A 25,665-nucleotide genomic window follows, 5' to 3' on the forward strand; every position below is an offset into this window, starting at 1 on the left:
AATACGTTTACCGCTTATGACGAGGATCACCAACAAATTAAGCGCAATTTAAAGCATAAACCTTGTTTTTTAAATTTAAAAGCGATGATGAAATATTCACCTGTTTTGATTCATAAAGATACAAAAAAAGAGGCCAATTGGCCTCTTTTTTAAAACAATCAATAATTTTTATTTGTCTTCTTTAAGCCACTGAGCAGCAGATTTGGCAAAATAGGTTAAAATGCCATCAGCACCAGCACGCTTAAAGCAAAGTAATGATTCCATTACGATGGCTTTTTCTGCTAACCAACCGTTTTGAATTGCTGCCATATGCATAGCGTATTCGCCACTCACTTGGTAAGCAAACGTAGGGACTGCTAGCTCTGTTTTGACCCGACGCACGATATCAAGGTATGGCATACCAGGTTTAACCATCACCATGTCAGCACCTTCTTGAATATCTAATGCGACTTCGTGAAGTGCTTCGTCACTGTTCGCAGGATCCATTTGATAGCTGTGCTTGTTGCCACCTTTAAGGTTGCCCGCTGAGCCTACTGCATCACGGAATGGGCCATAGTAGCTAGAAGAGTACTTGGCTGAATAAGCCATAATTTGGGTATTCACATGACCCGCAGCTTCCAGTGCTTCGCGGATAGCGCCAATACGGCCATCCATCATGTCAGAAGGCGCAACAATATCAGCACCTGCTTCAGCATGAGATAGGGCTTGTTTGACTAAGATTTCAGTGGTGATGTCGTTAAGAATATAACCTTCATCATCAATAATGCCATCTTGACCATGAGTCGTGAATGGATCTAAAGCCACATCAGTCATCACGCCCAACTCTGGGAAAGCTTGCTTTAGTTCACGCACAGCACGTTGAACTAGCCCATCAGGGTTATAAGCTTCTTCAGCCATTAATGATTTCTTTTCAGCTGGAGTCACAGGGAATAAGGCAATAAGCGGAATACCTAATTCAACGAGTTCAGCCGCTTCTTTAAGCAATAAATCGATTGAATAACGTTCAACACCTGGCATAGAAGCCACTTGTTCAGTGCGATTGTTACCTTCAAGAATAAACATTGGGTAGATAAGATCATTTACCGATAATTTGTTTTCTGACATTAAACGGCGGCTGAAATCATGTTTACGCATGCGGCGCATTCTGCGCTGTGGAAACGCACTAGTAATAATATTCACATTCGACTCCTGAAATTAATTTGCTCTTATTCTGACGAAAACTCGCATACTTGGTTTCGTCCACTGCGCTTAGCTTGATAAAGCGCTTTATCTGCTTGTTCAAGTAACTGAGTTGGGTGGTCATCGGTTTCAATTACCGTCGCGCTGACTCCGATACTTACATAAAGAGGAATAGGGCTATCTTCCCAATCAATTGATAATTCAGATATTGCTACACGAATTTTTTCCGCTAGCAGCATCGCCCCTTCACTATCAGTATTCGGTAATATAATAGCAAACTCTTCACCACCAAAACGTGACACCAGATCGGTTGGACGTTTTAAAAAGTCTGAAATTGTTGTGGCAATCACCTTAATTGAGTGGTCACCAGCAAGATGCCCATGCTCATCATTAATTGCCTTGAACTTATCAATATCCACCATTAACACCGCTAATGGTGTTTGCTGACGTCGGCTAATGCGACCTTCGGCAGTTAATCGTTTATCGAATGCACTGCGATTTTTAACCCCAGTTAAGCTATCAATCGTGTTTTGTTGAGTGAGTTTTTGATTAGCGTCATTTAACTCGCGTAAGGTGACTTCTAACTCTAAGGTTCTTTGTGCCACCATTTGTTCAAGGCGTTCGTTGGCTTTTGCTTCAGCACGTAATGCTTCGTCACGATTCTGCTGTAAACGCACGGCTTGCTCAAGTGCTTTTTGCTGCATTTGCAGTTTAGCTTTGCGCTCGTCGTTATAGCGCATTGCCAATACTGCGCCCATGGTAATAACTTCAAAAGTTAATCCAATCATGACTGGGGTTTGCGGCAGTATTTGCAAATCTATATGGCCGAGATAAATCAAACCACTTAGCAACGAACCTATGAATAGCCCAATTCGCCCAATGGCATGAAGCCTAGCGTTTTTAGTGCCTTTTATGACTTGATACAAGGAAAAAAGAATCAAGACGAAACTGATAGTTATTACCGATAGAGCCAGTAAATAGAGTGCGAGTTTGAAGTCTAAAAAGGAAACGACCAAGCTTAACAGTATGCAGTAAACTGCCAGATAGCGCCCCAACAACAACATACGCTTGTTGTGATACTTAAGCTGCATGACCTTTTCTGTGAACATGAGAGCGAAAGCAAGAGCGATTGGAATTAACATGGGTATAGCAAGTTGCTGAAGCGTCGGTAAGTTTGGCCATAAATATTGAAATGAAATACCGTGGATACTTGTGACAATGACAGTTAGAGAAATGACATAACCACTATAATAGCTGTAACTAAATGAACCAGATGCTAGAGCAATAAATAAGCTGAAAATGCCGATTGCACTCAAGATACCAATTTGAAATCCATAGGCTAAACTTTGCGCTTCGATTGCATGGCTAAAGTCATTATTGCTCCAAAGTACCAGTGGTATATTGAGGCTCCCTCGGTTATTGATTTTGAAGTAAAAGGTATGCAGCTCACCTGGGTTCATATCAAAAGGGTATAAAAATAAATTACTTTGTAAGGGTCTGTGCTCGAAAGGTAAAGTGTCGCCCATCAGTTCCACTTGTTTTAAATCATTATTAACTAAGTGAAATAGTTTCAAACTGTCTAATAATGGATTATCTAACGCTATGATTCTTGATAAATGATCATTGGGGTTATAAATGCTGAAACTAACCCAAGTGTTTTTAGCGCCAATATGACGCATGTCTTTAGTGGTTAATTTACGCCAATGCTTTTGACCATTATTGTGCAGCTTTAGCCTTGCCAGCTCTTCAATATCGTTCGAGTCATGGATATATAACCAATCAATTAAGTCTATTTTAGTAATGGAGGATTCAGTCAGCCTGAGTGGGGTATTTGTGTGCTCATTGGCATAACTTTTAGCGCTAGTAACCAATATGAAAAATAATAACCCAAGGATAAAAAACGGGGTTAACTGAGGGACTGCCAGTTTCATTATTGACTGCCCAGCCTAAAGAAACGAGTGCTATTGGCATAACAATGTGCTGATAACTCTTGATAGCTTTGGCCACGTAATTTTGCAATGGACTCGACAATATAGGGCAAATATTGAGGTAGGTTTTTGCTTGATTTAGGCTTTGGCCGCATACTTCTTGGTAAAAGGTACGGGCTATCCGTCTCAACCATAAGACGATTATTTGGGATTAATGGCACTATGTTGGCAAGCTCTGCACCGCGTCTTTCATCGCATACCCAACCAGTAATACCAATATATATATCTAAGGCTAAGCACTCTAGTAACTCTTCCTTGGAGCCAGTAAAGCAATGCAAAACAGCATTGGGCAATTTATGGCGGTATTGCTCCAAAATGCGAATGAAATCATCATGAGCATCTCGACAATGCATCAATACTGGCATTTTCAGTTGAGCTGCTAACGCTAATTGCGCTTCAAAGGCTTGACGCTGTTTATCCCGAGGGGAAAAATCACGATTGTAGTCTAAACCGCACTCACCTATGGCCACAACATGTTTACTTGAAGCTAATTGAGTTAACTGTGAGAGGCTGTCGTCATCCCAGCTACTGGCCTGATGTGGATGAATGCCTGCAGTGCTATAGAGTTTAGTTGGGTATTGCTGACAAAGGTTGGCAGACTCGATACTCTCGGCAATATCACTGCCGATAACGATTAACGGTGAAACATGATGTTCCACCGCATTGTTTATAACGCTGTCTATATCAGCAGCTAATCGACTACTCAGTAGATTAACTGCAATATCGATATGCTGAGACATGATTAGTTTAGACGTTTAACTCGCATGGTTGAATTACGGTCATCAGTGCCTAACAAATATGAACTTAGAGCCCCTTTTTCAATATAAACTTTGTAACCCACTTTAAGTTTATAGCGCTCTGTGCCGACTTGCTTCCAAGTTTGGTTGTTAGACAGGGTCACTATTAAGGAGCCATAAGGATCTTTCTTAACTGATAATACTTCAGCGTATAGACGCAGTTCATCTTCTTCAGCTGATACTTTCTTTAAACCAAACTCTTGCTCTACCGAACTGACAGTTTGAGGCGAGGTTGTCGTTGCCGCAGCATTAGTCGTTGTCGTAACGGCAGTCGTTGCAGCTACAGGCGCTACGACAGCTGGTGCGCTTGCAGAAACGGCAGAGGCTGCAGGAAGTTGAGTTGGAACTGGAGATTTTACTGAAGCCGCCAATGCGTCGTAACACATTAGGCGGTCTAATTTATCAGTATGGCTGGCACAATTTGCCAGTTGTTGCTCAATGTTAGCATGAGCTTGTGAAGAGATAGCCAAAGCAAACGTGGCAACCAAGGTTAAACGCATAACAGAATCCTTCTTTATTATTGTTTTACTAGTCCATGAGTATCATATGCAGTATTAACTGTCGGTACGTTCGCTCTCAGACTCTTCATTATCTGTATCTTCTTTTGGCGTATATAGCTTCGCAGCTAATAATCCGCCTTCGAACAATATTAACATAGGAATCGCTAACATTGTTTGTGAAATAATATCAGGAGGTGTCAGCATCATGCCGACCACAAAAGCGCCAACGACAATATAAGGTCGTTTTAATTTTAGCTCTTCAGGTGTTGTAACCCCTGCCCAGCACATTAATACCACAGCAACTGGGATTTCGAAGGCTAAACCAAAGGCAAAAAATAGCTTAAGAATGAAGCTTAAATAACTGCTAATATCGGTTGCAACCGTGACACCTTCAGGGGCTACACTGGTGAAAAAGCCAAATACAACAGGGAACACAATGTAATAAGCAAACGCGATTCCTGAATAAAACAGTAAGGTACTGCTAATCAGAAGTGGCGTGACTAGGCGTTTTTCGTGTTTATATAAACCTGGCGCAACAAATGACCAAGCTTGATATAACACATACGGAATCGCCACAAAAAATGCTAAAACTAAAGTTAATTTGAATGGGGCGAAAAATGGCGCAGCTACATCGGTAGCAATCATACTGCTTGTTTCAGGCAGTGACTGCATTAATGGAATCGCCATGTAATGGTAAATATCATTTGCCCAGTAAACTAAACAGATGAAAACCAGCAAAACACTGCCGATAGCTCTGAGTAATTTATTACGCAATTCAAGCAAATGACTAATGAGAGGTAGCTGTTGTGACATTGATTACCCGCTAGCTTTTGGTATTTGAACTGGTAGAGTCGTTAGTTTGCTCAGTTGTTGGCGTGGCAACTTCAGTAGGCTGTGCCGCTGGCGCATCCTTTTTCACGTCTTCTACTTGGTAGGGACGATTAACTGATTGCGCAGCATCCTTTAGCTGATCAATAGACTCTTGTAATTCAGGAGATAGGTTAGACAAACCTTTGCTTTCTGCTTTTTTCAAGTCAGCATGAAGCTCTTCGATTTTAAGCTCTTGCTCTAATTCGTCTTTAACAGAGTTTGCCATTCGCTTTAATGAGCGAATCCACCCAGAGATTGAACGTACTGCACCTGGAAGTCTTTCGGGGCCGAGAACCACTAGCCCCAAAATTCCAATCAGCAGTAGCTCCATAAAGCCAATACCGTCGAACATAATGAATTACGCCTGTTCTTTGTCCTTTGACTCGGACTTTTGTTCAGTTGCCTGTTGTGAAGTTTTCGCAGTGCTATCTTTATCTTCTAAAGACTTTTTCTCTTCGTCTTCAGGATTCATAGCATTTTTGAAGCCTTTAACTGCGCCACCTAAATCACCACCTAAAGAACGTAACTTTTTAGTTCCGAATAACAAAACAACAATTAACGCAACGATAAGAAGCTGCCAAATACTGATGCCGCCCATGAACATTTCCTCTATAGAATAAACAAGTGATGTTGAATAAAGTCAAAATTATAACCTTTATTACATTGAGTATTATGAACCTCTAATGAATAAGTGCTAGTTAAAATTTCCGATTCTTTGGTCTGGATCGCCATCCTGTGAACCAAAGCACTATACCTGCAGTTAGACAAATATAAGAAGGCCATAGTGTAGCGTCTTGATTTAATAATAGTGTGCCGCAGATCAATAATACGGCAGATGTAATTAACAAGTAGTTACTTTTATGAGCTTTGTGTTGAAACTTCAAATACTTATCAAGCATTTGTTGTTGTGTTCCAAGCAACTTTCTGCCGGCTTTTAAGTTGTCATAGATAAGCTCTGGAAATTCTGGCAGTTTTTCGGCCCAATAAGGTGTCTTCATTTTAACTTTATCAAAAATTGCCTTAGGACCTACTTGCTCAGACATCCACTGCTCTAAAAATGGTTTAGCGGTAGACCACAAATCAAGTTGAGGGTATAGCTGACGCCCTAAACCTTCGATATACAGTAAGGTTTTCTCAAGTAACACTAATTGTGGTTGCACGACAATGTCGAATTGACGGGCTGTGCGGAACAGTTCTAAAAGCACATGGCCAAATGATATCTCATCTAATGGTTTGTTGAACATTGGCTCACAAACCACTTTAACGGCTTGTTCAAACGCCAATACATCAGTGTTTTCCGAAACCCAACCCGATTCAATGTAAAGCTGTGCAATACGCTGGTAGTCACGGTTGAAGAAGGCTAAAAAGTTTTCAGCTAAATAGCGTTTGTCGACATCGTTTAATGTGCCCATGATGCCGCAGTCCATACCGATATAGAATGGATTGTCTGGGTGCTCACGACTAATAAAAATATTGCCAGGGTGCATATCGGCATGAAAAAAATTATCACGGAATACTTGAGTGAAAAACAGTTCTACACCACGTTCAGCAAGTAATTTTAAATTAGTACCCTGAGCTTTGAGCGCCTCAACATCTGAAACCGGAATACCATAAACTCGCTCCATAACCATCAGGCGAGTAAAGCAATAATCTTCGTAAACATAAGGTACATATAAGGCGTCTGAATCTAAAAAGTTGTTGCGAAGTTTAACTGCATTTAATGCTTCAAGCTTTAAATTGAGTTCACCAAGAATCGTGGTGCGGTAATCTTCAATCACTTCAGCAGGGCGCAGACGATTACCTTCACCTAAGAGTTTTTCGAGTAAGTCGGCTGCTTGGCACATAAGCTGTAAATCAGCTTTAACTTGCGCTTCAACATTAGGGCGGAGTACCTTTAGCACGACTTCAGCGCCATTTTCTCTTAAATTGGCTGTGTGAACCTGTGAGATTGAAGCCGAGGCAAGTGGGGTATCGTCAAAGTTATCGAATAGGCTTTCAATTGGCGCTTTTAATTCAGCTTCAATGGCTTCACGTGCTAAAGCAGAGTCAAACGGTGGGACTCTGTCTTGAAGCATGGCAAGCTCTTCTGCCCACTCATCATTTAATAAGTCACGGCGGGTCGACAACATTTGTCCGAGCTTGATATACACAGGCCCTAACTCTTGCATCGCAAGTTTTAGACGCTCGGCGGCAGGTTTATCTTTGTGTTGATTGCGAATCCAAAAAAAGCTATTACGCAGAAGAGAGAAGTACCAGGGTGTTTTCTTATGAGGTAAAACATCATCTAAGCCGTAATGTAATACAGTCTTGATGACTTGATAACCGCGCCTGATACTTGCAATTGTCATGGGGTAATTTTTTCTCTTAATTTATCAATTCGTGAAGCAATCGTTGAGGTCTCTTCGACAAGGTCTTCAAGATTATCACGAAAATGAATGAATTCTATTTGATGAGGCGCAAGACGATATTCTTCGGTGGTTAATTGGCCAACGTGAGAACGCGACTTTTCGAATATTTGCTTTGCAGTATTAGCAAAGTGTTTGCTGCCAGACACCAACATATGCGTTGGTGCATCACCGATATAACGAGACAAAGGCTCAGCAAAATCTAATTCAATATGACGTAGATAATGGCTGAAGGTTTGCAGTAAATTGATGTCACCATCAAGTTTCAGTTTGTCTTGTTTAATCAGCTCCGTGAGGCTTTCGCCTTCAGATATTTGGTACAGTGTTGTGGCGTCAGCGGTAACACTGACATCCACTTCGCCTTCATAGATACTGAGCACTTGAATTTGCTTAGCAAATACCAAGTATAACGGCCATTCGAGTTGACTTAACTGAATGCAGAAAACTTTACCGTGTAAATTTTTAAGGCGAGCATATTCACCCTGATCTTGCGCTTGTAGCTGCGTAATCGCAGTTTCTAAGGCCGCGCAAGTCAGTAATGAAAAATGGTTGGGTTGCATCAGAACTTATAACCACGGTGCAAGGCAACAACACCATCAGTCATGTTGGTGTAATCCACTTGCTCAAGACCTGCATCAATCATCATTTGCTTTAATGTTTCTTGATCTGGGTGCATACGAATAGATTCAGCTAAGTATTCATAGCTGTCTGCATCTTGAGTAATTAATGCGCCCATTTTTGGTAACACTTTGAAGCTATATAAGTCGTAAACTTTGCGCATTACTTCGTGTTGCGGTTTAGAGAACTCAAGGACGAGTAACTTACCACCTGGCTTTAACACGCGGCGCATTGATCGCAATGCTGCATCTTTATCTGTCACGTTACGTAAACCAAATGCAATCGTAATAATATCGAAGTGGTTATCAGGGAATGGCAGAGCTTCAGCATTGGCTTGTACGTAGTTAACGTTGCTGACAATACCCTTGTCACGCAGTTTAGTACGACCAACTTTAAGCATTGAGTCATTGATATCAGCTAAAACAACTTGGCCACGATCGCCAACTAAATGTGAAAACTTAGCGGTAAGGTCACCAGTGCCGCCAGCTAAATCTAATACTTTCATGCCTGGACGCGCGCCAGCAGTTGCAATCGTGTGACGTTTCCAGAAACGATGAACACCAAATGACATTACATCGTTCATGATGTCGTATTTAGCAGCAACCGAGTGAAATACGTCAGCGACTAAGTCAGCTTTCTTTTCTGAATCAACGGTTTTATAACCAAAATGAGTGTTCTTTGGGTCGCCCTCAGACATCTGTGTATTCCTATAATGTGCGGTAATTAACTGCGAGTGTATGCCATTGCTTGCTTTGCAGAAACTTTAATCAGCGAGAGTGTGATCCAGTTTACTAGAAACAGCTTGGAATGTAGCCCTGCAGATTTGATTCAGTGGTGTTACTTGACACTCTGCATAAAGGCGCCATAAAAATTGCCCTGCATTAGACCATAAATCTATTCGATATTGAATAGTCTGTAATTATTGAAAACATAGCATGAACAATAATTCATACGTTCAATGTAAATACAGGGTTCAATTTTAGTGAGCCAAATAGGCCAACTCACTAATATGAACTTAATTTTTTAATTAACCATTCACTTAACTATTCTTTTAATATTGAACTGGCTTTTTTGCTTGAATATATGCGTAAATCAATTCGCTGACACTTTGACCTACATCTCTATTGCCCGCTATTTCACCGGCTTCATGGCATTGTGGTGCCGCTTCTGCAATGTGTAAATAAGCTGTTTGGCAGTGTTTGGCAATATAATGAATGTAATGACAGGCATCTAATAAAGGCACGCCAGCATAGGTTGAGGCACTGCTAGGCATTTTCGCAATAGCATCTACATCGAGCTCGAGTGCGACAGGTAGTTGGGTTTGATTTAAATTGTTAGCAATCGCTTTTAATGCATCTTCAAAGCTGATTTCGCGTCTTACCCATATTTGTTGAAAGCTATGCCAATGACCGCCAAATAAACTCAGTTGATCTAGGGTTGTTTCACTGTTTTTAAGCTCGTGTAAGCCTAATACATGATAATAAGCTAACGCCCCGTTTGCGGCGGCATAACTAAACCCATTGCCGCTGTGTCTGCCTTCTCTTGGCCTAAAGTCGCTGTGAGGATCTAAGTTAACGGCAGCTGCAGCTTGATTGAAATGCGCCTTTGTCGCCATCAATAGTCCATAGGCGTTATTATGACCGCCGCCAATGACAATAGGCTCGAGATCTGCAGCAAGGATTTGAGTTACCACTTCAATGACTTGATTATCAAGCGCAGCAGTGGCCTGTCTTAATTGTTCTGTAGTGGCGTTACTGTCTATTGTTTTAGGTTCAATATTACCTAGAATCAAACATTCTCGGCCGTTGAGGTAACGATTCGACTGAAAATTAAGTAGCTGACCTAACGCTGCATTAAATGCTGTGGTTGAGCCCCCGCGGCCTAAATTAGCTCTTGGGCCAGCATCTTCACTTATTCCTAGGATAACAAATTGTGCACCTTGGGTTTTGGCATCTTGCAATGATTGCTTGAGCTGATTTGTCTTAGCTTGAGGGCTTTTTAGTAGTTGGACTTGCTGACCTAATTTAGTTTCGCCCTCGCGGGTGGAAATAAATGTGTCTAACCAAGTTTGAGTCATAACTTGTAGCATAGGGCCTACTTAAATTGTCGTCGTTATTATTATTGTTATTATTTGTCTTAATATAATAAGGGGTCATTGTTTGTACAAAATAGCATATATTCCTCATGTGAATGAGGCAATAAAAAAGCCAGCATAGCTGGCTTTAGTCAATTTAAGCAATGCTTAAACTGTTATTCAATATCTAATGCTTCAGGTGATAAAATTACACCTGTGTTATCAGCATAAATATGGTCGAAAGGTAAGAAGGTCACGCCACCAAAATTAACTGGGATTTCGACTTCGCCGACTCCATTGCTATCAGCACCAATTGGAATTGAAGCCAATGCTTGAATGCCAATGTCCATTTCTTCTAGTGCGTCTACGTCTCTAACTGAACCATAAACGATAATGCCTTCCCATTTGTTAGCAACAGCAATTTCAGCAATTGAGGCATCGACTAGTGCGCGGCGCATAGAACCACCACCATCAACTAATAATACTTTACCTTCGCCTTCAGCTTGAAGTGCGTCAGCAATAAGGCCGTTATCTTCGAAGCATTTAATGGTGCTAATAGAACCACCAAAAGAGCTCGTACCGCCGTAGTTACTGAACATAGGTTCGACGACATCAACAACATCTAAATACATATCACACAATTCTGAGGTGTTGTATTCCATAGTGACACTCCTTGGGGGTAGCGATTTATGACTTCTCGCTAGTAGTTAAGCAATCTTAAATGAATTATATGAGCTTTTTATGAAATTAACAGCGATATTCATCACCAGATTGCGATAAAGCAACAAGTTGATTTATAAACCGATGTTATAAAAAGTCAGAATGATTCAGTTTAATCCAGTCTGTAAGAAAATAACTTACATTATGCGCTGTGAGTGCAACAAATTTTGATCTTAGTCATCATATTACGGATTTTTATTACAACCCTGTATGAATTTTTGTTAATATCAGTGCTTAATTAAATGCAGTTTGTTTTATTTGCTTTAGGGGCACGGACCCCCCGTAACGCTTATGGATGGCAGAGGGCCTTAATGAGAGGTTCTTATGGAAGGGTTAGACGTTGTTGAAATCATTGGTTATGGCGCATCGGTTATGGTGGCTATCTCATTAATGATGAAAGATATTATTTGGCTACGTTGGTTAAACTTTGTCGGTTGTACATTATTCGTTATTTACGGTGTACAAATTGAAGCATGGCCAGTTGCAGGCATGAATGCATTTGTTGCTGGGATCAATATATTTCATTTGATCAAAATTTATCGCACAAGTAAGTCGGACAGCCTTGAAGAGGCATCTGCTTAAGTTTGCTGCTAAATGAGGTGTCTTACTAATGAATAATTAATAAGGCACCTTAATTTCATTACTCCTCTGTATATTATCATTCCTTATTTGCGCCCCCTTTAATCTATAACTTCTTATTCTTAAACGTCCCAATCAATATTTTGTCATAAAACCTTCGACAGAATGTCACGTCAGCGTCATTGGCAATAATTACAGTTCTTACAATGGTTGAATAACAATTAATCAATAGGGATTTATTATGGCTAGGGGCATGACGTTTAACATAGCAACTTTAGATAAACTGTTGTTTTGTCGTATTTTGACTTTTTGCCGAGATCATAAATTAACTGACTTTGCCAAAAAAGTATCAGCCACTGGTGATGGGCACTTCTATGTATATATTGGTGTGGGTTTGCTGTTTCTTCATCCCCAAGGTGGTCAGCTTTTTAACTTGATGCTGCTGAGTTACGTCATTGAGCTGCCACTGTATTTACTATTAAAAAATTCAATTCGTCGCACCCGTCCCTGTGCTGCTTTTGCTGGATTTGAGTCTGATTTTCAACCTTCAGATAAATTCAGTTTACCGTCAGGCCATACCGCTGCAGCGTTCATTATGGCTTCGGTGGTGTTGAATATTTTCCCCGCACTTGCGCCTATAGCCTTTGCTTGGGCGATATTTATTGGGTTATCGCGCATAGCTTTAGGGGTTCATTATCCGTTAGATATCTTGGCGGGAATGGGGTTAGGAATGGGCGCTGTCCTATTGGCAGGTCAATTTGTTTAACCTATCGATACTATTGTGTCGCCTTATTATTAGTGACACGCAGGAAGCTTAAGTACGAATTTAGTTTTACTAAACAATAAAAATAACCTGCGCACTGCCATATTTGGCTTGCTGCAATCAGCACGTGTTAACACAAGGAACTTTATGAAAATATTATATGGTGTTCAAGGGACTGGAAATGGCCATATTAGTCGCGCACGAGTCATGGCGAAATCATTGAGTAAAACAGATATAGAAGTGGATTTTTTATTTAGTGGCCGCAATGAAGACCAATATTTTGATATGGAGTGCTTCGGTGATTATCAAGTCAGAAAAGGCATGTCGTTCATCACTGAAGGCGGCCGAGTTAATTTAACGAAAACCGTTAAACGTAATGTGACCTCGCCGATTTTGTCGGAAGTTCAGCAAATGGATTTGACTGACTACGATTTAGTACTCAATGACTTTGAACCAGTCACAGCTTGGGCGGCTAAAAAACAAGGGGTCACTTCGATTAGTATTAGTCATCAAGCTGCGCTGCAGTATCCCGTACCTAAGCAGGGAATGAGTTGGTTTGATGAAATACTTTTGAATAACTTTGCCCCGACGGATATTAAATTGGGCTGCCATTGGCATCACTTTGGTTTTCCAATATTGCCACCCTTTGTGGAAGTGGAGCCAAATGGAGGTGATCATAGCCATCAGATATTAGTTTATCTTCCTTTTGAAAACGCTGACGCAATCGCTAAATTTCTCAGCCCCTTTAATGATTACCAGTTCTTTGTGTATCACGCAGATAAACCTACACTCGATTTACCTGAACATATCAATTGGTTTGGGTTTAATCGAGTTGGTTTTAAAAAACATATGTCACAGTGTGGAGGAGTGATTGGTAATGCTGGGTTTGAATTAGCTAGTGAGGCAATGACGCTTGGCAAAAAGCTGTTGGTAAAACCATTATTAGGCCAATTCGAGCAGTCATCTAATGTGGCTGCACTAGAATTACTTGCCGCAGCGCAGAGTATGGAAAAGCTCGATGGGTTGATCTTAAACCGCTGGTTAAAATCAGCTTCGCCTAAAGCAATAAAATACCCGCAGGTAGGTGATGCATTGGTGAAATGGTTAAAACAAGGTGACTGGCACCAGCATCAAGTACTGTGTAACGATTTATGGTCGCAGGTAGAGTTGCCAGACAATTGGCGTAAATAATTGTAGAGCTAAATTATTTTGAGCGTGAGTATATTGCACAGTGTGCATAACTCCGAATGGAGTGGGTAGCACTTTTATTACACTTGGGAGCTCTCTTTTATTTACCGCAAAGAGAGCGTTTATATTTACATTGAAAGGATATTGGCATTGTTTAAAAGGCTATTAACTGGCTTTTGAATGATGCTCATACAGTTGTTCTAACAGCTCATCTTCAAAAGCAAAGCGAGTTTCCATCGCTTGAGCTAATTTGGATAAATCAGCATCTAAATCCATTAACACATCGTCATTATCGGCTTCAGTGTATTTATCATTAAAGTCCAGTGCTGCATCAGTTGTTTCGCTAATTTGTGGCAGTAGTAGCTGGGCTCGGGCTTTACTGGTTTCGCCGAACTTCTCGCATTCGTTGACCACTTGATCATAAACCTCGAAGTGTCCCTCAGAGACGTAATCGACCAATTGTGCACAGAATTGTTTTACAGCATCGGCTTTAGGCAGACTTTTTGCTGGCATGGTATATGGTGCAAGACCAGCAATTTTAAAATATTGGATCAGTAATACTCTGCGATGTTGTAGCCATTGATCGACAAGTTTATTAGACCCGCCCCATTTCTGTTCGGCTTTTTCGAGTTTTGTCAGCATAGCTAATTCCAGTTTTACAACTAATCCATAACACTTAATGTATGAGAGAAAGTAACTATTGATCAACTATTTTCTGTAAAAGATCGAATGGATCGACCAGATAAAGCGTTATTTGATAGAGAATAATAATAATGCGGAAAGCTATATAAAGAAAAATGCCCAGTGATAGCAAGCTATCACTGGGCAAATAGATTTTTTAAGGGCTCGATTTATCGTGCTTCTTGATTGTTCTTGCTAGCGCAGACTTTTTATACCAAAGGCGAACAAGAGGTGCAACTTTTTTATCCAATTAGGCCTGTATAGTACCTAATTATGAGTATTCTGTGAGCATGATAACGATTGTATTAGCAAATTCGATACTAGTTGGGGTGTTAGTTCACATTAATTTAGCATCGCTGGTTACATTAATCGCATAAGTGCTAAACTACGCGCCAGCGGATATCACTATATGTTTAGGAATCAAGCCCAATGGCAGAATTAAAGAATGATCGTTATTTACGCGCTTTATTAAAACAGCCTGTTGACAGAACGCCTGTCTGGATGATGCGTCAAGCTGGACGTTATCTACCTGAATATAAAGCGACTCGCGCAGAAGCGGGCGACTTTATGTCTCTTTGTAAGAACCAAGATTTAGCATGTGAAGTGACTTTACAGCCACTTCGTCGTTACGACTTAGATGCTGCAATCTTATTCTCAGATATTCTTACCGTTCCAGATGCGATGGGTTTAGGTTTATATTTCGAAACTGGCGAAGGCCCACGTTTTGAACGTCCTACTGATACTATCGATTCAATTAAAAAGCTTTGCATTCCAGATCCAGAAGACGAATTAGGTTACGTGATGCGTGCAGTAAGCACTATTCGTCGTGAACTAAAAGGTGAAGTACCATTAATTGGTTTCTCTGGCTCTCCTTGGACACTTGCGACTTACATGGTTGAAGGTGGTTCAAGCAAAACTTTCGAAAAAATCAAGAAAATGGCTTACGAAGAGCCAGCAACATTACACATGCTATTAGACAAGTTAGCTGACTCAGTTATCTTGTACCTAAATGCACAAGTTGCTAACGGCGCTCAATCGTTAATGATTTTCGATTCATGGGGCGGTGCGTTATCTCACCATGCTTACCGTGAATTCTCACTACGTTACATGCAAAAAATCGTTGATGGCTTAACTCGCCATGCAGACGGTCGCCAAGTACCAGTTACCTTATTCACTAAAGGTGGCGGACTATGGTTAGAATCGATGGCTGAAACAGGTTGTGACGCACTAGGTTTAGACTGGACTGTTGATATTGGCGATGCACGTCGTCGTGTTGGTGAAAAAGTTGCTCTTCAAGGTAACATGGACCCATCTGTACTTTACGCATCTCCTGAGCGTATTCATCAAGAAGTTGACCAAATCTTGTCATCTTACGGTGAAGGTACTGGTCATGTATTTAACTTGGGCCATGGTATTCACCAACATGTTAATCCTGAACATGCTGGTTCGTTCATTAACTCAGTTCATGAGTTATCGGGCAAATACCACAAGTAATTTTTTGCTAAAGTTTAATGCATCTTAATGACGCGACAAAAGACGAGCATTGCTCGTCTTTTTTATTGTGTAAAATAAGTAGAGGTTTGGTGAAGGCCTGCTAAGTTTGGTATGTCACCTATAAATTATGTGGTGTGTGATATCACAAAGTGAGAATGAGATATTCTAATTTGTGATCTTTGCAAAACTATTCAGGGAGTTAATTTGATATTTTATATTCATTCTGAGGATAAATTGTATCAAGCTAACTAGCTTTGTTTCATGATGGGATGGAAGCCACATCTAGTAGCCTTCGCTAAAAAGAGAGTTAAATATGAAAATTCAAATTATTGTTGCTTTAGTGTTCTTTGCTATTTTTGCGGCACTACTTCCAGGTACTCATTACATCTACGTTGCTAATGCCGATTATTACATGGGGCAATTTATAACGGTTGTATCAGTATTATTCATGTGGATATGCTTATTCGCTGGTTTTGCTAGTCTTTTCTTCCATAAAATCAAAAAAGTGTATCAATCAATTGCCAATGGTTAACACCAAGTAATCCGCTAAAGATAACTCTACTCAGGGTTTACTTTTATTGCAGGTTATATTGATGTACGCAAATGTCAAAGCCACCTTCAAAGGTGGCTTTGTTATTTTTGAATTTATATAAATGAGTTAGATTATGGCTAATTCGATCATAAAGTGACTGCCTTTTCCCGGAGTACTTTTGATATCTATACGGCACTTTAATAATCCAAGCAACTGCCTGACAATGGCAAGGCCAACTCCCAGTTGCGGTAGGGGTTGATCGGGGGCAAAATTAAGTTGATGCATCGATAATTGCTTTAACGCTTCGACTTCATGTTTGTGCATGCCTGCACCTGTATCTTTAACTGCTAGCCAACTATGTCCATTTAGGGTTTCGCTGTATACCGTAATGGTGCCATGTTTGGGCGTGTAACGCAGTGCATTATCAACGAGGTTATTCAATATTCGACGCATTAATTGAGGGTCGGTATAAACCTGCAGTTCATCGGTTACATCAAAATCTAAAGTTACTCCCAGTTTTTGGGCTCTCGGCGCAAAAGTTTGCTGTAAGTCGAGTAACACTTCGCGTAAATTGATTTGTTTAATCTGAGCACTTATCTGACCATTTTCCAGTGCTGCAAGTTCAAGTAATTGTGACAAGAGTTGCTGTAAGTTTTGCCCTGAATTGGCTGCGTATTCTATGTACTCAGGCTGACGTTCATCAGGAGGTGAAAGCAACCAAGTATCGATATAACCAATCAACGACGTTAATGGCGTTTTCAAGTCATGCGATAAGTGTAATAAAAAGTCGTGTTTGGCTTGTTGCTGGCGTTTGACTTGTTGATGTTGACGATTCAATTCTTGCAATAAATGGTTAATGTGCTCACTTAGGTTCTTGATTTCTAAACTGCCATTGTAGCGGTCGGGTAGGGTCAAGTTTTCTTCAAGCGGTGCATCTTTCAAGCGTGTTAAATCACTGGCCAGCTTTTGAATGGGGCGAGTGAAAAAACCTAATAACAATACAAATAAAATCAATGCAAAAATGATCCAAAAACCGATAGTTGCTCCCCAGAGTTTAGGCTGGTTTTCTGAGTTAATTAGCGCCTGCCAACTGTCGTAATCTTCACCGCCAATAATGACATATAAGTAACCACTATGAAGTCCGTTTTCGGTCACCAGTGGGCTAACTGAAAATATCTTTTGGGTTTCGGTAGAGCGAGGATCTGTGCCTAAAATGGGGAGGTCACGACCGGCAATAAACTGCTGGATCTTGTTTAAATCTACGCGGTCTTTTTTAATTTTTTCTTCTTTTGCATCGTAAGCAACGACTCTTCCTTCAGGATCGAGCGTATAGATTTCAAAGCTTGGCCCCAGCAACATAAAATCATGAAAAGCTTCTTTTAAAGCAGCGTCAGAGGTAATGCCTTGAGAGAGTAAGGGGTTGATATGTGCCATGTGCTCAGCAAGTTGCAGATGTAAAGATTGCTGGATTTGATTACGGCTGAACTCATGGTTTAGCTGTAGCCATTGCCACAAAGCGACAAATAACAGCAATACAACCACAGTCGCAGAGAGGAAGAGTCGGTTAAATAATCGATTCATAATGTGAAACCTACCTTGGTATCGACTGGTGTAAGTAACGACCGTTGCTATTAATTACTGCTGCTATTAATTACTGGTGCTATTAACCCGAGTTGAAGTTAACTAATGTGCCTCTGCAGCTGGTGGAGAAAATTTGTAACCTACTCCCCAGACGGTTTTAACTAACTCTGGATGACCTGGGCTGTTCGAAAGTTTAGTGCGTAAACGGTTAATGTGGCTGTTTACCGTGTGTTCATAACCGTCATAGTTATAGCCCCAAACCGCTTCGAGTAACTGCATTCTGCTGAATACTTGTTGAGGGTGCTGAGCTAAAAACAGCAATAAATCAAATTCTCTTGCCGTGAGTTCTAAAGCGCTGTTATTTGATACCACTTCACGGGTGGTTGAGTTAATCGTCACCCCATTAAATTCCAGCTGTTCAGTCTGTATTTGTTGCACTTTACTGCGCCTAAGCATGGCTTTAACGCGAGCTCTAAGCTCTAAAACACTAAAGGGTTTGACTAAGTAATCATCTGCGCCAGCTTCTAAACCCAGCACAATGTCGGCTTCAGAATCTTTAGCTGTGAGCATCATGACAGGTAATGACTTTCCAGCTTCACGTAGTTGCTGGCAAAGCATAATACCGTCTCCGTCAGGTAGCATTCGATCCATTAAGATCAAATCCAGCGCCTTAGAGTCGATTATCTGCATGGCTCGGCTTAACGTAGTGGCATGAAACACTTCGTAATTTAATGCGGTCAGATTCAACATAATTAACTTGGCTAAGTCTTGTTCGTCTTCAACCAGTAAAATATGCTGCTTTATCTGATGGCCGTTATGCTTAGTGTTATCGTTCATCTAAAATTTCCCAAATCAGATCCCTATTGAGCAGACCTGACTTGGGGAGATTAAATTTCAACTTGTTTAATTTATGTTAAATGAACAAGTCTTCCGATAACCTGAGAATGGAGCAAACCAGCTAAACTGGTTTGCTCGTATCAGTTATTCTGTGCGACTAATTGAAATGGCCACAGCAGGATTATCAAAACGATGTGATGGTGTTAATACACTATCCATTAGACCGTCATACATAGTGATAACACCCGGATGAATATGGACAAAATCAACATCATCGCGCTCAGAGTTATATCCTTCGCCGCCATCAGCAGGCCCAGGCATTGTGCCTTTTGCTTCTGAGTTAGCTTCGGTTCCTGCATCGTAAACCATACCGCGCATCGACACAGAATCATCAACTTCTAACATGGTGATGTCATAACCATTAAGACCAGTAAATGCATCATTGGTATTGACTAGCATGGTTGCTACAGTAAGGTTGGCAACATCGGCTTCATTCAGCGTTACAGTGATAGTTTCAGACATTCCAGGCATTAATATGCCTGCGCCGCTAACTGTAGTGTTAATTCCTTCAATCGTTGCAACATCAGTAGCATCGCCACCCTCAGCTATTTTTTCGAGTGCAACATTGGCCGCTTCACCTGCTTGCCATAACATGACGTCTGCACTATGCGAAGCAATGGCAATTGGCGACATAGGTTGGTTGGCGGTTAAGTTTGTTACTGTCACAGTGTAAGTTTGCATTACAACTGCAGGTTCTGCTGGCGTAATAGGTTCTGGCGTTGGTGTGTCGTCATCGTCATCAGAACAACCCGTTAATCCTAATACCGCAATTAACGCCACTGCAGTAAGGCTATATTTGTGGCTGAATTTATGACTTTGCATATTTGTATTATTGGTTAAGTTTCTCATCGCGAATCCCCTTATTTGACGGTAACAACTACTTTCGCCACAGGGTTTAACCAACGGTGAATACGGCTATCTAAATCACTTGCGCCGCCAGCAGCATCGGTATCACCTAAAACACCTGGATGAATATGAACATAGCTATTGCTTGAACCGTCCATAACACCAGTACCATTCATGCCTGCATCACCGCCCGGCGCCGCAGGGATACCTGGTACCCCAGACATACCGCCGCCATTAACCATTTCGTCATTGGCTTCTGTACCAGCATCATAAGCATTAAGGTACAAGGTATAGCTACCAGCCTCTGTAGGGATTTCCCATCCATCTAAACCAATAAAGGCGTCATTGGTCGGTAACACCATCGCAACGATAGATAAATGAGTCATTTCTATAGAATCGAGCATCACTTCATTAACGGTTGCGCCTGGCGCTAATAAACCCATTGCAGGATTAGCAGAAGTTTGACCGCCCGCGCCTGTCACTGCGGCATCTAAATCACCAATGTCACCACCTTCTGCCATTTTCTGTAGTGCAGGGGTCGCAGTGCCGCCGACTTCAAATAAGTGGCTATCAGCATCATGTGCTGCAATAAGCAATGGGGTGAAATGGTTACCGTGAGTTAAGTTCACTACGCTAATTTCTAATTCTGCAGCTGCTGCAGAAACACTGAATAAACCAGCAGCCACTAGACCTAAAGAAAGTAGACTGGCTTTGGTGGCCATTGATTTTGAAACTGACGTATTGTTTGCTGATGCCTTTAAGACTGATGATTTCATAACAGAGCTCCTTTTGTTTAATTGCATTCGATTCTGCCAAAGGGATCTCACTGTGTTATCGCCAAATTATCACAAAAGTTTAACATCGTTATTTTCGCTAAATAATTGTGCTATCTTGGCGATATATTATGACAACATGGAGTCAAAATAATAATGATAAGAAGCTTAACTCCTGATGACTTTCAAGAAGTTATTGAACTCGGTAACTTGGTTCATGGTGAAGGGTATTTAAATTTATCTTCGCTTGAAAAAATTTATCAAATGGGTATAAAAAATAATATCAATGCCCACTTTATCGCAGAAGGTGAACAAATATCACCAACTAATAATATTCATAAGTCGAAAGCTGGGATTGTCGGTTTTAGGCTAACTTATGCCGCTGGAAAGTGGCCAGTTGATCTATGGTGTACACCTGAAAAATGGCCGGTAGGCATTGAGGATATGTGTTACTTCAAATGCAATACCGTTGCAGAAACTGAGCGAGGTAAAGGAATTGGTTCGCAGTTACTGCAAGCCTCAATTGAGGCAGTAAAACAGCAAGGAGCAAAAGCGGGTGTGAGTCATTTATGGCAACAAAGCCCCAATAACTCAGCTGTTGGTTATTTTAGCCATGCCGGAGGCAAGCTGATAAAAGAACATCCAAGCCGCTGGAATCAACAACATGATAATAGTGATTACCTTTGTGTTTTGTGCGGGGATGATTGTCACTGCACGGCTTGTGAAATGGTGATAGATTTTAGTTAATTGAAATCAAATGAGTGTTAAGGCGAAGCGGTTATTTACCTGCAGTTTCATTTTAACGTATCACCACGTAATTTTTACCATGTACTTTAATTTTGAGTATTAGTTCATGTCTCAACAGTTCTATGACCCCTTGCTTGCGGCATCGCCAGCATCACAGCCTTTAGCTAATAGCTACTGGGCGAGTACGCAAGCACTGCCTAAATTATTGCCCGCATTAAATGGCTGTCAGCAGACCGATGTGGCCATTATCGGTGGTGGCTACACAGGCCTGCTTACGGCTTACTATTTAGCAACTGAATACAATATTGATTGCCATGTACTTGAAGCAAACCAAGTGGGTTTTGGTGCCAGTGCACGTAATGCAGGCTTTGTATTAAAAGGCTCGGGAAGGTTGGGTTACTCGGCTATGGCAAAACGCTGGGATATGACCACCGCCCAAGGTATTTACACTGAATTCACTCAAGCAGTTAATCGGGTGGAAGGTTTGATTAATCAACATCAAATCCAATGTGAGCCTCAAGATAAAGGTTATCTTAAAGTGGCACATAACCCTAAAGCCCTTAGCAGTCTTAAGTCTGCCGCCGATTTTATTCAGCAAAATATGGCCAAAGACAGTGATTTTACAGCGGAGTTTATCAATGCTGAAGCATTTAGAAACCAATACCTTAATCATCATCAAGCTTATGGCGCCTTAAGGCTTAATGACGGCTTTGGGATTAACCCTCTTAAGCTATTGCTGGGTTATAAGTCCATGGTTGAAAAGCTGGGAATAACCATTAACGAGCAATCCTGCGTACTTGATTGGATAGAAGAGGGCGGTAAGCATCGACTCATCACAGAGCAAGGAGAGCTTGTTGCCAATAAGGTGATCATGGCTGGCAATGGATATTCTCCTAAACGATTGCATGGGGCCATTGATGATAAATTCTTACCTATTCTGAGCAATATCATTGTCACCGAACCATTAACGGCTGATGAGCTTAAAGCCGCAGGTTTACACAGTCATCAAGTGACCATGGATACGCGAATTTTAAAGTATTACTTCAGATTGCTGCCAGATAATCGTTTATTATTTGGTGGGCGCGGAGCTGTGTGGGGTAAAGATGCAGCTAAACCTATATACGGTCAACGACTAAAGCTTGCGATGGATAAATGTTTCCCGCAGTTGAGCCGTAAAGCAGTGGCATATAATTGGACGGGTTGGATAGCCGCGTCAATGGATGACATGCCCCATGTGTATAGTAAAAACGGCGTGGGCTATAGTTCAGGTTACTGCGGGGCAGGTGTGTCTTTTAGTGCTCAAGCAGCTTATCGATTAGCCCAAAGTATAGCGGGTGAAACCTTACCTAATTTGCCTCTGTACCAATCCCCATTGCCACCAATGCCGTTCACTAAAGCAAGGCGACTTGGCCAATGGGGTTACTATCATTATGGTTGGCTAAAAGATAAATGGAGCTAGGTTTATAGTCTTTAATTAAAGTTTCTTACTATTTATTTTTGACAGGAGAATGCTGTTGAAAATACAATGATTTTTTAAAATTAATTATGGATGATTAATCTTGTTAGCAATATCTCGAACGATTCTTTACATCTGTGCGATTCTGATTTCCTTCCAAACCTATGCTGTTACTGAGTGGGTTAACTTTGAACTCAAAAATGGCCATATTACTTTGCCTGTTACTATTAATGATATTGAAGGGAGTGCCATTCTAGATAGCGGCGCTCAATTGAATGCTATTAATTTAAGCTTTATTAATCGGCATGGTTTTACATTTGATAAAGGCGGTAAAGTCAATGTCCAAGGAGTGTATGGAGTTGAAAAAAGGCAACTGTTTAATAATATTTCAGCCAACTTGTTTGGGGTTGATTTAGAACTAGATAAGCTGGCTGGTTTGCGACTCGGCCATCACGAAGTGCAATTACTACTAGGCGCTAGCTTGTTGGAACAATTTATTTTCCAAATAGATTATCCTAATAGTCGTTTAAGATTATTTGAAAGAGAATCTTTGGATATGCATGAACTAGAGAATATATCGATGCAAATTGATAGGGGCTCTGGGCAACCCATTGTTAATGTTAACCTCAATGGCGATAAAAATGTGTGGCTGGTACTGGATACTGGAAATAATGGTGGATTGTTTTTAAAAAGAACGACTGCTACGAGTGAAGATTGGTTAGAAAAGTATGGTTCTCAATCTGGCATTACAGTCGGAGTTAATCGTATGGGCTCTGTCGACAGTTTTAAATTACCTGAAGTTAAATTTGGTCCATTCACATTAGAGAATGTGCAAGTTAGTGTGCCAGCAGCAGGACAAAAAGAGTCCGTTTCAGGTAAAGAACATGGCAGTTTATCTCGTTTTAAAGGTAAGAATATTAAAGGATTGCTTGGGTATGATGTTCTTAAGCATTTTGTGTTAACTATTGATTATAAGTCTGGAAATATGCATGTAGGCTTACCCGAAGAGTCGTAGATTGTATCTATATGATATGCACTCATGGTTATTATGAGTGCATATCATATGCGCGACAATGTATTATGCATCATCATTAAGCAGATTAGATTCATCCAGTGGCTCAATTTTGATATTGAAATAGGCATAAGAGGCACTGATAAACGGGCAAACTAAGTTGAAGATGGCATAAGGTAGGTAAGCGATAGTCGCAACGCCTAAAGTGCTTGCCATAAATGCACCACAGGTATTCCATGGGATTAACGGACTTGTGACTGTAGCCGAATCTTCTAGAGCGCGACTTAAATTTACCGCGGCCAAATTACGTTTTTGATATTCAAGTTTGAGCATACGGCCAGGTAACACAATAGCAATGTACTGATCTGCTGTTATCACATTTGCTCCGATACATACGCCTAATGTGGTGATGATTAAACTACTAGTGCCTGTGACTAAACTCATGATGCTTTCAAGTAAGCGGGCTAATAAACCGGTGACTTCCATTACGCCACCAAAGGCCATGGCACATAAAATTAGCCATACGGTTGTCACCATACTGCTCATGCCGCCACGACTTAATAGATTATCTAAAACTACATCTCCAGTATTTGCCACATAACCGTCAAACATTGCTATCCAAATGCCTTTGACGATAGCGACTAAAGGTAATAAGTCAGGCTCATTAACATAAGCTACCACATTGTCGAATTGAAATATTGCAGCACAAATAGCGCCAGCAAGTGTGCCGATAATCACGGTCGGGAAGGCTGGCATTTTTTTATTCGCTAAAAAGAGCACCACCAGTAACGGCAGTAGCAAATGCAACCCAGGTTGATAAGTCTCCTCAAGTAAAGTGAGCGTGTCACCTAGTTGTGAGTTAAAGCTCGATACATCGGCCGATAAACCTAAAAATATAAACACGATGAGTGCAATGATAATGCTAGGCACTGTTGTCCAAGTCATATGCTTGATGTGACTGAAAATGTTTGAACCTGCAACAGCTGGCGCTAGGTTGGTGGTGTCTGATAATGGTGACATTTTATCGCCAAAATATGCGCCACTAATAATGGCACCAGCGGTGATGTTTACATCTAACCCCATTGCAGAGGCAATGCCAATCAGTGCGATACCTATGGTGCCAGCAACGGTCCACGAACTACCAATACTGATTGCTACCACTGCACATAAAATACAGCTGGCTGCATAAAAATACTGTGGATGCAGAATTTGCATGCCGTAGTAAATCATTGTCGGAACTGTGCCCGCTAAAATCCATGTGCCAATGAGTGAACCTACAGTAAATAAGATCAGTAAAGCGCCGGTCGCAACGCCAATACTTTTAATGATCCCACGCTCCATTTGGTTCCAGCTATAGCCATTTTTATAACCAATAACAATGGCAATACACGCAGCTAGGATTAAGGCTATTTGATTAGCGCCTGATGAGCTATCAGAAGAGAAAAGGTACACGGCAGCGCCCAGCATGGTGATAAGGGCAATGACAGGAGCAAGGGCATCAAACAGGCTCGGCTGTTTATGTTGAGTGTCAGACATGAAGCTATCCCTAATGTTATTTTTATTATAGATATCGTTTTAGAGTTTTATTGGCTGTTGCTTTAGTTGTTAATATTAACCGCTACAACTGTTACTTATTTGTAGTAGTGCGACATCCTGCCATAGATATAGTGGATAAGTCGATGTTTGTTAGATGCTTTAGAATAGTGAAAAAAGCGTCGAGTTAGACCTTCTTGAATCTTTAGTTTATTGAAGAGGCATATTTACTCATCATGGATGACTAATGTTGCATAATTAACAAAATAAGCTAGAGGAAATTAAGCTTGGTTTTTAATGTTACTTAGTTAATAGAAAGAGAGGATTGGATCCTGCTTATGCGATTAAAGCTAATTTGCAGCTAAGGTTACACTTTATTCATTAAACAGCCTCCTTATATATCGTGGAATAAGATCTTGCTCTTACAACACG

General features: G+C 40.9%; 26 protein-coding genes. 8 read left to right on the top strand and 18 right to left on the bottom strand.

The window, feature by feature from the left end; all coding sequences use genetic code 11:
- Positions 1 to 168 precede the first annotated feature (168 nt).
- The 12 genes from hemB to rraA form a co-directional block, all read right to left on the bottom strand.
- Positions 169 to 1,179: a porphobilinogen synthase gene (gene hemB, locus QPX86_RS02155; protein WP_055023568.1), complete on the bottom strand. Its 1,011-nt coding sequence runs from the start codon at positions 1,177 to 1,179 to the stop codon at positions 169 to 171.
- Between the two features lie 26 nt (positions 1,180 to 1,205).
- Positions 1,206 to 3,110 (bottom strand): sensor domain-containing diguanylate cyclase, encoded by a 1,905-nt coding sequence (locus QPX86_RS02160; RefSeq protein WP_285163970.1) that lies wholly within the window; start codon positions 3,108 to 3,110, stop codon positions 1,206 to 1,208.
- Complete coding sequence (locus QPX86_RS02165) at positions 3,110 to 3,907, bottom strand: TatD family hydrolase (protein WP_285163971.1); 798 nt, start codon at positions 3,905 to 3,907, stop codon at positions 3,110 to 3,112. Before QPX86_RS02165 ends, QPX86_RS02160 begins: the two co-directional genes overlap by 1 nt.
- Before the next feature lie 2 nt (positions 3,908 to 3,909).
- Positions 3,910 to 4,464: a hypothetical protein gene (locus tag QPX86_RS02170; protein WP_285163972.1), complete on the bottom strand. Its 555-nt coding sequence runs from the start codon at positions 4,462 to 4,464 to the stop codon at positions 3,910 to 3,912.
- Between the two features lie 54 nt (positions 4,465 to 4,518).
- Positions 4,519 to 5,277 (bottom strand): twin-arginine translocase subunit TatC, encoded by a 759-nt coding sequence (tatC, locus tag QPX86_RS02175; RefSeq protein WP_220753758.1) that lies wholly within the window; start codon positions 5,275 to 5,277, stop codon positions 4,519 to 4,521.
- Between the two features lie 10 nt (positions 5,278 to 5,287).
- Positions 5,288 to 5,686 carry a Sec-independent protein translocase protein TatB gene (gene tatB, locus QPX86_RS02180; RefSeq protein WP_220753759.1) on the bottom strand — a complete coding sequence of 133 codons (399 nt, stop codon included), beginning with the start codon at positions 5,684 to 5,686 and terminating at the stop codon, positions 5,288 to 5,290.
- Between the two features lie 6 nt (positions 5,687 to 5,692).
- Positions 5,693 to 5,932, bottom strand: coding sequence for a Sec-independent protein translocase subunit TatA (tatA, locus tag QPX86_RS02185; protein ID WP_102526388.1), 240 nt, complete (start codon positions 5,930 to 5,932; stop codon positions 5,693 to 5,695).
- Positions 5,933 to 6,032: 100 nt separating this feature from the next.
- Positions 6,033 to 7,682 carry a ubiquinone biosynthesis regulatory protein kinase UbiB gene (gene ubiB / locus QPX86_RS02190; RefSeq protein ID WP_285163973.1) on the bottom strand — a complete coding sequence of 550 codons (1,650 nt, stop codon included), beginning with the start codon at positions 7,680 to 7,682 and terminating at the stop codon, positions 6,033 to 6,035.
- Entirely contained in the window at positions 7,679 to 8,299 is a 621-nt protein-coding gene (locus tag QPX86_RS02195; RefSeq protein ID WP_285163974.1) for a ubiquinone biosynthesis accessory factor UbiJ, read from the bottom strand. Before QPX86_RS02195 ends, ubiB begins: the two co-directional genes overlap by 4 nt.
- Complete coding sequence (gene ubiE, locus QPX86_RS02200) at positions 8,299 to 9,054, bottom strand: bifunctional demethylmenaquinone methyltransferase/2-methoxy-6-polyprenyl-1,4-benzoquinol methylase UbiE (RefSeq protein ID WP_220753762.1); 756 nt, start codon at positions 9,052 to 9,054, stop codon at positions 8,299 to 8,301. The genes QPX86_RS02195 and ubiE overlap by 1 nt, the downstream gene beginning before the upstream one ends.
- Positions 9,055 to 9,408: 354 nt before the next feature.
- Positions 9,409 to 10,446: a formimidoylglutamase gene (locus QPX86_RS02205; protein ID WP_285163975.1), complete on the bottom strand. Its 1,038-nt coding sequence runs from the start codon at positions 10,444 to 10,446 to the stop codon at positions 9,409 to 9,411.
- Positions 10,447 to 10,607: 161 nt separating this feature from the next.
- Positions 10,608 to 11,093 (bottom strand): ribonuclease E activity regulator RraA, encoded by a 486-nt coding sequence (gene rraA / locus QPX86_RS02210; RefSeq protein WP_220753764.1) that lies wholly within the window; start codon positions 11,091 to 11,093, stop codon positions 10,608 to 10,610.
- 382 nt (positions 11,094 to 11,475) lie between these two features.
- Here rraA and QPX86_RS02215 point away from each other — a divergent pair, with 382 nt between their 5' ends.
- The 3 genes from QPX86_RS02215 (at position 11,476) to QPX86_RS02225 (ending at position 13,684) form a co-directional block, all read left to right on the top strand.
- The gene (locus QPX86_RS02215) at positions 11,476 to 11,733 is read left to right on the top strand and encodes a uroporphyrinogen decarboxylase (protein ID WP_220753765.1); all 258 of its coding nucleotides are present in this window, start codon (positions 11,476 to 11,478) and stop codon (positions 11,731 to 11,733) included.
- Between the two features lie 250 nt (positions 11,734 to 11,983).
- The gene (locus tag QPX86_RS02220; protein WP_285163976.1) at positions 11,984 to 12,496 is read left to right on the top strand and encodes a phosphatase PAP2 family protein; all 513 of its coding nucleotides are present in this window, start codon (positions 11,984 to 11,986) and stop codon (positions 12,494 to 12,496) included.
- Positions 12,497 to 12,640: 144 nt separating this feature from the next.
- On the top strand, positions 12,641 to 13,684 hold the full coding sequence (locus QPX86_RS02225) for an MJ1255/VC2487 family glycosyltransferase (RefSeq protein WP_285163977.1): 1,044 nt from the start codon (positions 12,641 to 12,643) through the stop codon (positions 13,682 to 13,684).
- Positions 13,685 to 13,846: 162 nt separating this feature from the next.
- Here QPX86_RS02225 and rsd read toward each other — a convergent pair whose 3' ends face one another.
- Positions 13,847 to 14,323 (bottom strand): sigma D regulator, encoded by a 477-nt coding sequence (gene rsd / locus QPX86_RS02230; protein ID WP_220753768.1) that lies wholly within the window; start codon positions 14,321 to 14,323, stop codon positions 13,847 to 13,849.
- A gap of 468 nt (positions 14,324 to 14,791) precedes the next feature.
- Here rsd and hemE point away from each other — a divergent pair, with 468 nt between their 5' ends.
- Positions 14,792 to 15,856 (top strand): uroporphyrinogen decarboxylase, encoded by a 1,065-nt coding sequence (hemE, locus tag QPX86_RS02235; protein WP_153914634.1) that lies wholly within the window; start codon positions 14,792 to 14,794, stop codon positions 15,854 to 15,856.
- Between the two features lie 313 nt (positions 15,857 to 16,169).
- The gene (locus QPX86_RS02240) at positions 16,170 to 16,388 is read left to right on the top strand and encodes a hypothetical protein (RefSeq protein WP_220753769.1); all 219 of its coding nucleotides are present in this window, start codon (positions 16,170 to 16,172) and stop codon (positions 16,386 to 16,388) included.
- 126 nt (positions 16,389 to 16,514) lie between these two features.
- Here QPX86_RS02240 and QPX86_RS02245 read toward each other — a convergent pair whose 3' ends face one another.
- The 4 genes from QPX86_RS02245 to QPX86_RS02260 form a co-directional block, all read right to left on the bottom strand.
- On the bottom strand, positions 16,515 to 17,969 hold the full coding sequence (locus QPX86_RS02245) for a sensor histidine kinase (protein ID WP_220753770.1): 1,455 nt from the start codon (positions 17,967 to 17,969) through the stop codon (positions 16,515 to 16,517).
- 102 nt (positions 17,970 to 18,071) lie between these two features.
- On the bottom strand, positions 18,072 to 18,806 hold the full coding sequence (locus QPX86_RS02250; protein WP_220753771.1) for a response regulator transcription factor: 735 nt from the start codon (positions 18,804 to 18,806) through the stop codon (positions 18,072 to 18,074).
- A 144-nt stretch (positions 18,807 to 18,950) separates the two neighbouring features.
- Entirely contained in the window at positions 18,951 to 19,715 is a 765-nt protein-coding gene (locus QPX86_RS02255) for a spondin domain-containing protein (RefSeq protein ID WP_285163978.1), read from the bottom strand.
- 11 nt (positions 19,716 to 19,726) lie between these two features.
- Positions 19,727 to 20,434 (bottom strand): spondin domain-containing protein, encoded by a 708-nt coding sequence (locus QPX86_RS02260; protein WP_285165124.1) that lies wholly within the window; start codon positions 20,432 to 20,434, stop codon positions 19,727 to 19,729.
- A 207-nt stretch (positions 20,435 to 20,641) separates the two neighbouring features.
- On the opposite strand from QPX86_RS02260, the gene QPX86_RS02265 reads away from it, so the two are divergent.
- The 3 genes from QPX86_RS02265 (at position 20,642) to QPX86_RS02275 (ending at position 23,703) form a co-directional block, all read left to right on the top strand.
- Positions 20,642 to 21,232 carry a GNAT family N-acetyltransferase gene (locus QPX86_RS02265; RefSeq protein WP_220753772.1) on the top strand — a complete coding sequence of 197 codons (591 nt, stop codon included), beginning with the start codon at positions 20,642 to 20,644 and terminating at the stop codon, positions 21,230 to 21,232.
- A gap of 106 nt (positions 21,233 to 21,338) precedes the next feature.
- A complete protein-coding gene (locus tag QPX86_RS02270; RefSeq protein WP_285163979.1) occupies positions 21,339 to 22,691 on the top strand; it encodes an NAD(P)/FAD-dependent oxidoreductase in 1,353 nt (450 codons plus the stop codon).
- Positions 22,692 to 22,791: 100 nt separating this feature from the next.
- Positions 22,792 to 23,703, top strand: coding sequence for an aspartyl protease family protein (locus QPX86_RS02275; protein ID WP_285163980.1), 912 nt, complete (start codon positions 22,792 to 22,794; stop codon positions 23,701 to 23,703).
- A gap of 63 nt (positions 23,704 to 23,766) precedes the next feature.
- Here the strand turns inward: QPX86_RS02275 and nhaC are convergent, their stop codons facing one another.
- Complete coding sequence (nhaC, locus tag QPX86_RS02280; RefSeq protein WP_285163981.1) at positions 23,767 to 25,236, bottom strand: Na+/H+ antiporter NhaC; 1,470 nt, start codon at positions 25,234 to 25,236, stop codon at positions 23,767 to 23,769.
- Positions 25,237 to 25,665: the final 429 nt, after the last annotated feature.

Source organism: Shewanella goraebulensis, from assembly GCF_030252245.1.
GTDB classification, from domain to species: domain Bacteria; phylum Pseudomonadota; class Gammaproteobacteria; order Enterobacterales; family Shewanellaceae; genus Shewanella; species Shewanella goraebulensis.

Coding starts and splice junctions, on each gene's coding strand:
- QPX86_RS02160 (WP_285163970.1), bottom strand. CDS start 3,110: ATGAAACTGGCAGTCCCTCAGTTAACCCCGTTTTTTATCCTTGGGTTA.
- QPX86_RS02165 (WP_285163971.1), bottom strand. CDS start 3,907: ATGTCTCAGCATATCGATATTGCAGTTAATCTACTGAGTAGTCGATTA.
- QPX86_RS02170 (WP_285163972.1), bottom strand. CDS start 4,464: ATGCGTTTAACCTTGGTTGCCACGTTTGCTTTGGCTATCTCTTCACAA.
- tatC (WP_220753758.1), bottom strand. CDS start 5,277: ATGTCACAACAGCTACCTCTCATTAGTCATTTGCTTGAATTGCGTAAT.
- tatB (WP_220753759.1), bottom strand. CDS start 5,686: ATGTTCGACGGTATTGGCTTTATGGAGCTACTGCTGATTGGAATTTTG.
- tatA (WP_102526388.1), bottom strand. CDS start 5,932: ATGGGCGGCATCAGTATTTGGCAGCTTCTTATCGTTGCGTTAATTGTT.
- ubiB (WP_285163973.1), bottom strand. CDS start 7,682: ATGACAATTGCAAGTATCAGGCGCGGTTATCAAGTCATCAAGACTGTA.
- QPX86_RS02195 (WP_285163974.1), bottom strand. CDS start 8,299: ATGCAACCCAACCATTTTTCATTACTGACTTGCGCGGCCTTAGAAACT.
- ubiE (WP_220753762.1), bottom strand. CDS start 9,054: ATGTCTGAGGGCGACCCAAAGAACACTCATTTTGGTTATAAAACCGTT.
- QPX86_RS02205 (WP_285163975.1), bottom strand. CDS start 10,446: ATGCTACAAGTTATGACTCAAACTTGGTTAGACACATTTATTTCCACC.
- rraA (WP_220753764.1), bottom strand. CDS start 11,093: ATGGAATACAACACCTCAGAATTGTGTGATATGTATTTAGATGTTGTT.
- QPX86_RS02215 (WP_220753765.1), top strand. CDS start 11,476: ATGGAAGGGTTAGACGTTGTTGAAATCATTGGTTATGGCGCATCGGTT.
- QPX86_RS02220 (WP_285163976.1), top strand. CDS start 11,984: ATGACGTTTAACATAGCAACTTTAGATAAACTGTTGTTTTGTCGTATT.
- QPX86_RS02225 (WP_285163977.1), top strand. CDS start 12,641: ATGAAAATATTATATGGTGTTCAAGGGACTGGAAATGGCCATATTAGT.
- rsd (WP_220753768.1), bottom strand. CDS start 14,323: ATGCTGACAAAACTCGAAAAAGCCGAACAGAAATGGGGCGGGTCTAAT.
- hemE (WP_153914634.1), top strand. CDS start 14,792: ATGGCAGAATTAAAGAATGATCGTTATTTACGCGCTTTATTAAAACAG.
- QPX86_RS02240 (WP_220753769.1), top strand. CDS start 16,170: ATGAAAATTCAAATTATTGTTGCTTTAGTGTTCTTTGCTATTTTTGCG.
- QPX86_RS02245 (WP_220753770.1), bottom strand. CDS start 17,969: ATGAATCGATTATTTAACCGACTCTTCCTCTCTGCGACTGTGGTTGTA.
- QPX86_RS02250 (WP_220753771.1), bottom strand. CDS start 18,806: ATGAACGATAACACTAAGCATAACGGCCATCAGATAAAGCAGCATATT.
- QPX86_RS02255 (WP_285163978.1), bottom strand. CDS start 19,715: ATGAGAAACTTAACCAATAATACAAATATGCAAAGTCATAAATTCAGC.
- QPX86_RS02260 (WP_285165124.1), bottom strand. CDS start 20,434: ATGGCCACCAAAGCCAGTCTACTTTCTTTAGGTCTAGTGGCTGCTGGT.
- QPX86_RS02265 (WP_220753772.1), top strand. CDS start 20,642: ATGATAAGAAGCTTAACTCCTGATGACTTTCAAGAAGTTATTGAACTC.
- QPX86_RS02270 (WP_285163979.1), top strand. CDS start 21,339: ATGTCTCAACAGTTCTATGACCCCTTGCTTGCGGCATCGCCAGCATCA.
- nhaC (WP_285163981.1), bottom strand. CDS start 25,236: ATGTCTGACACTCAACATAAACAGCCGAGCCTGTTTGATGCCCTTGCT.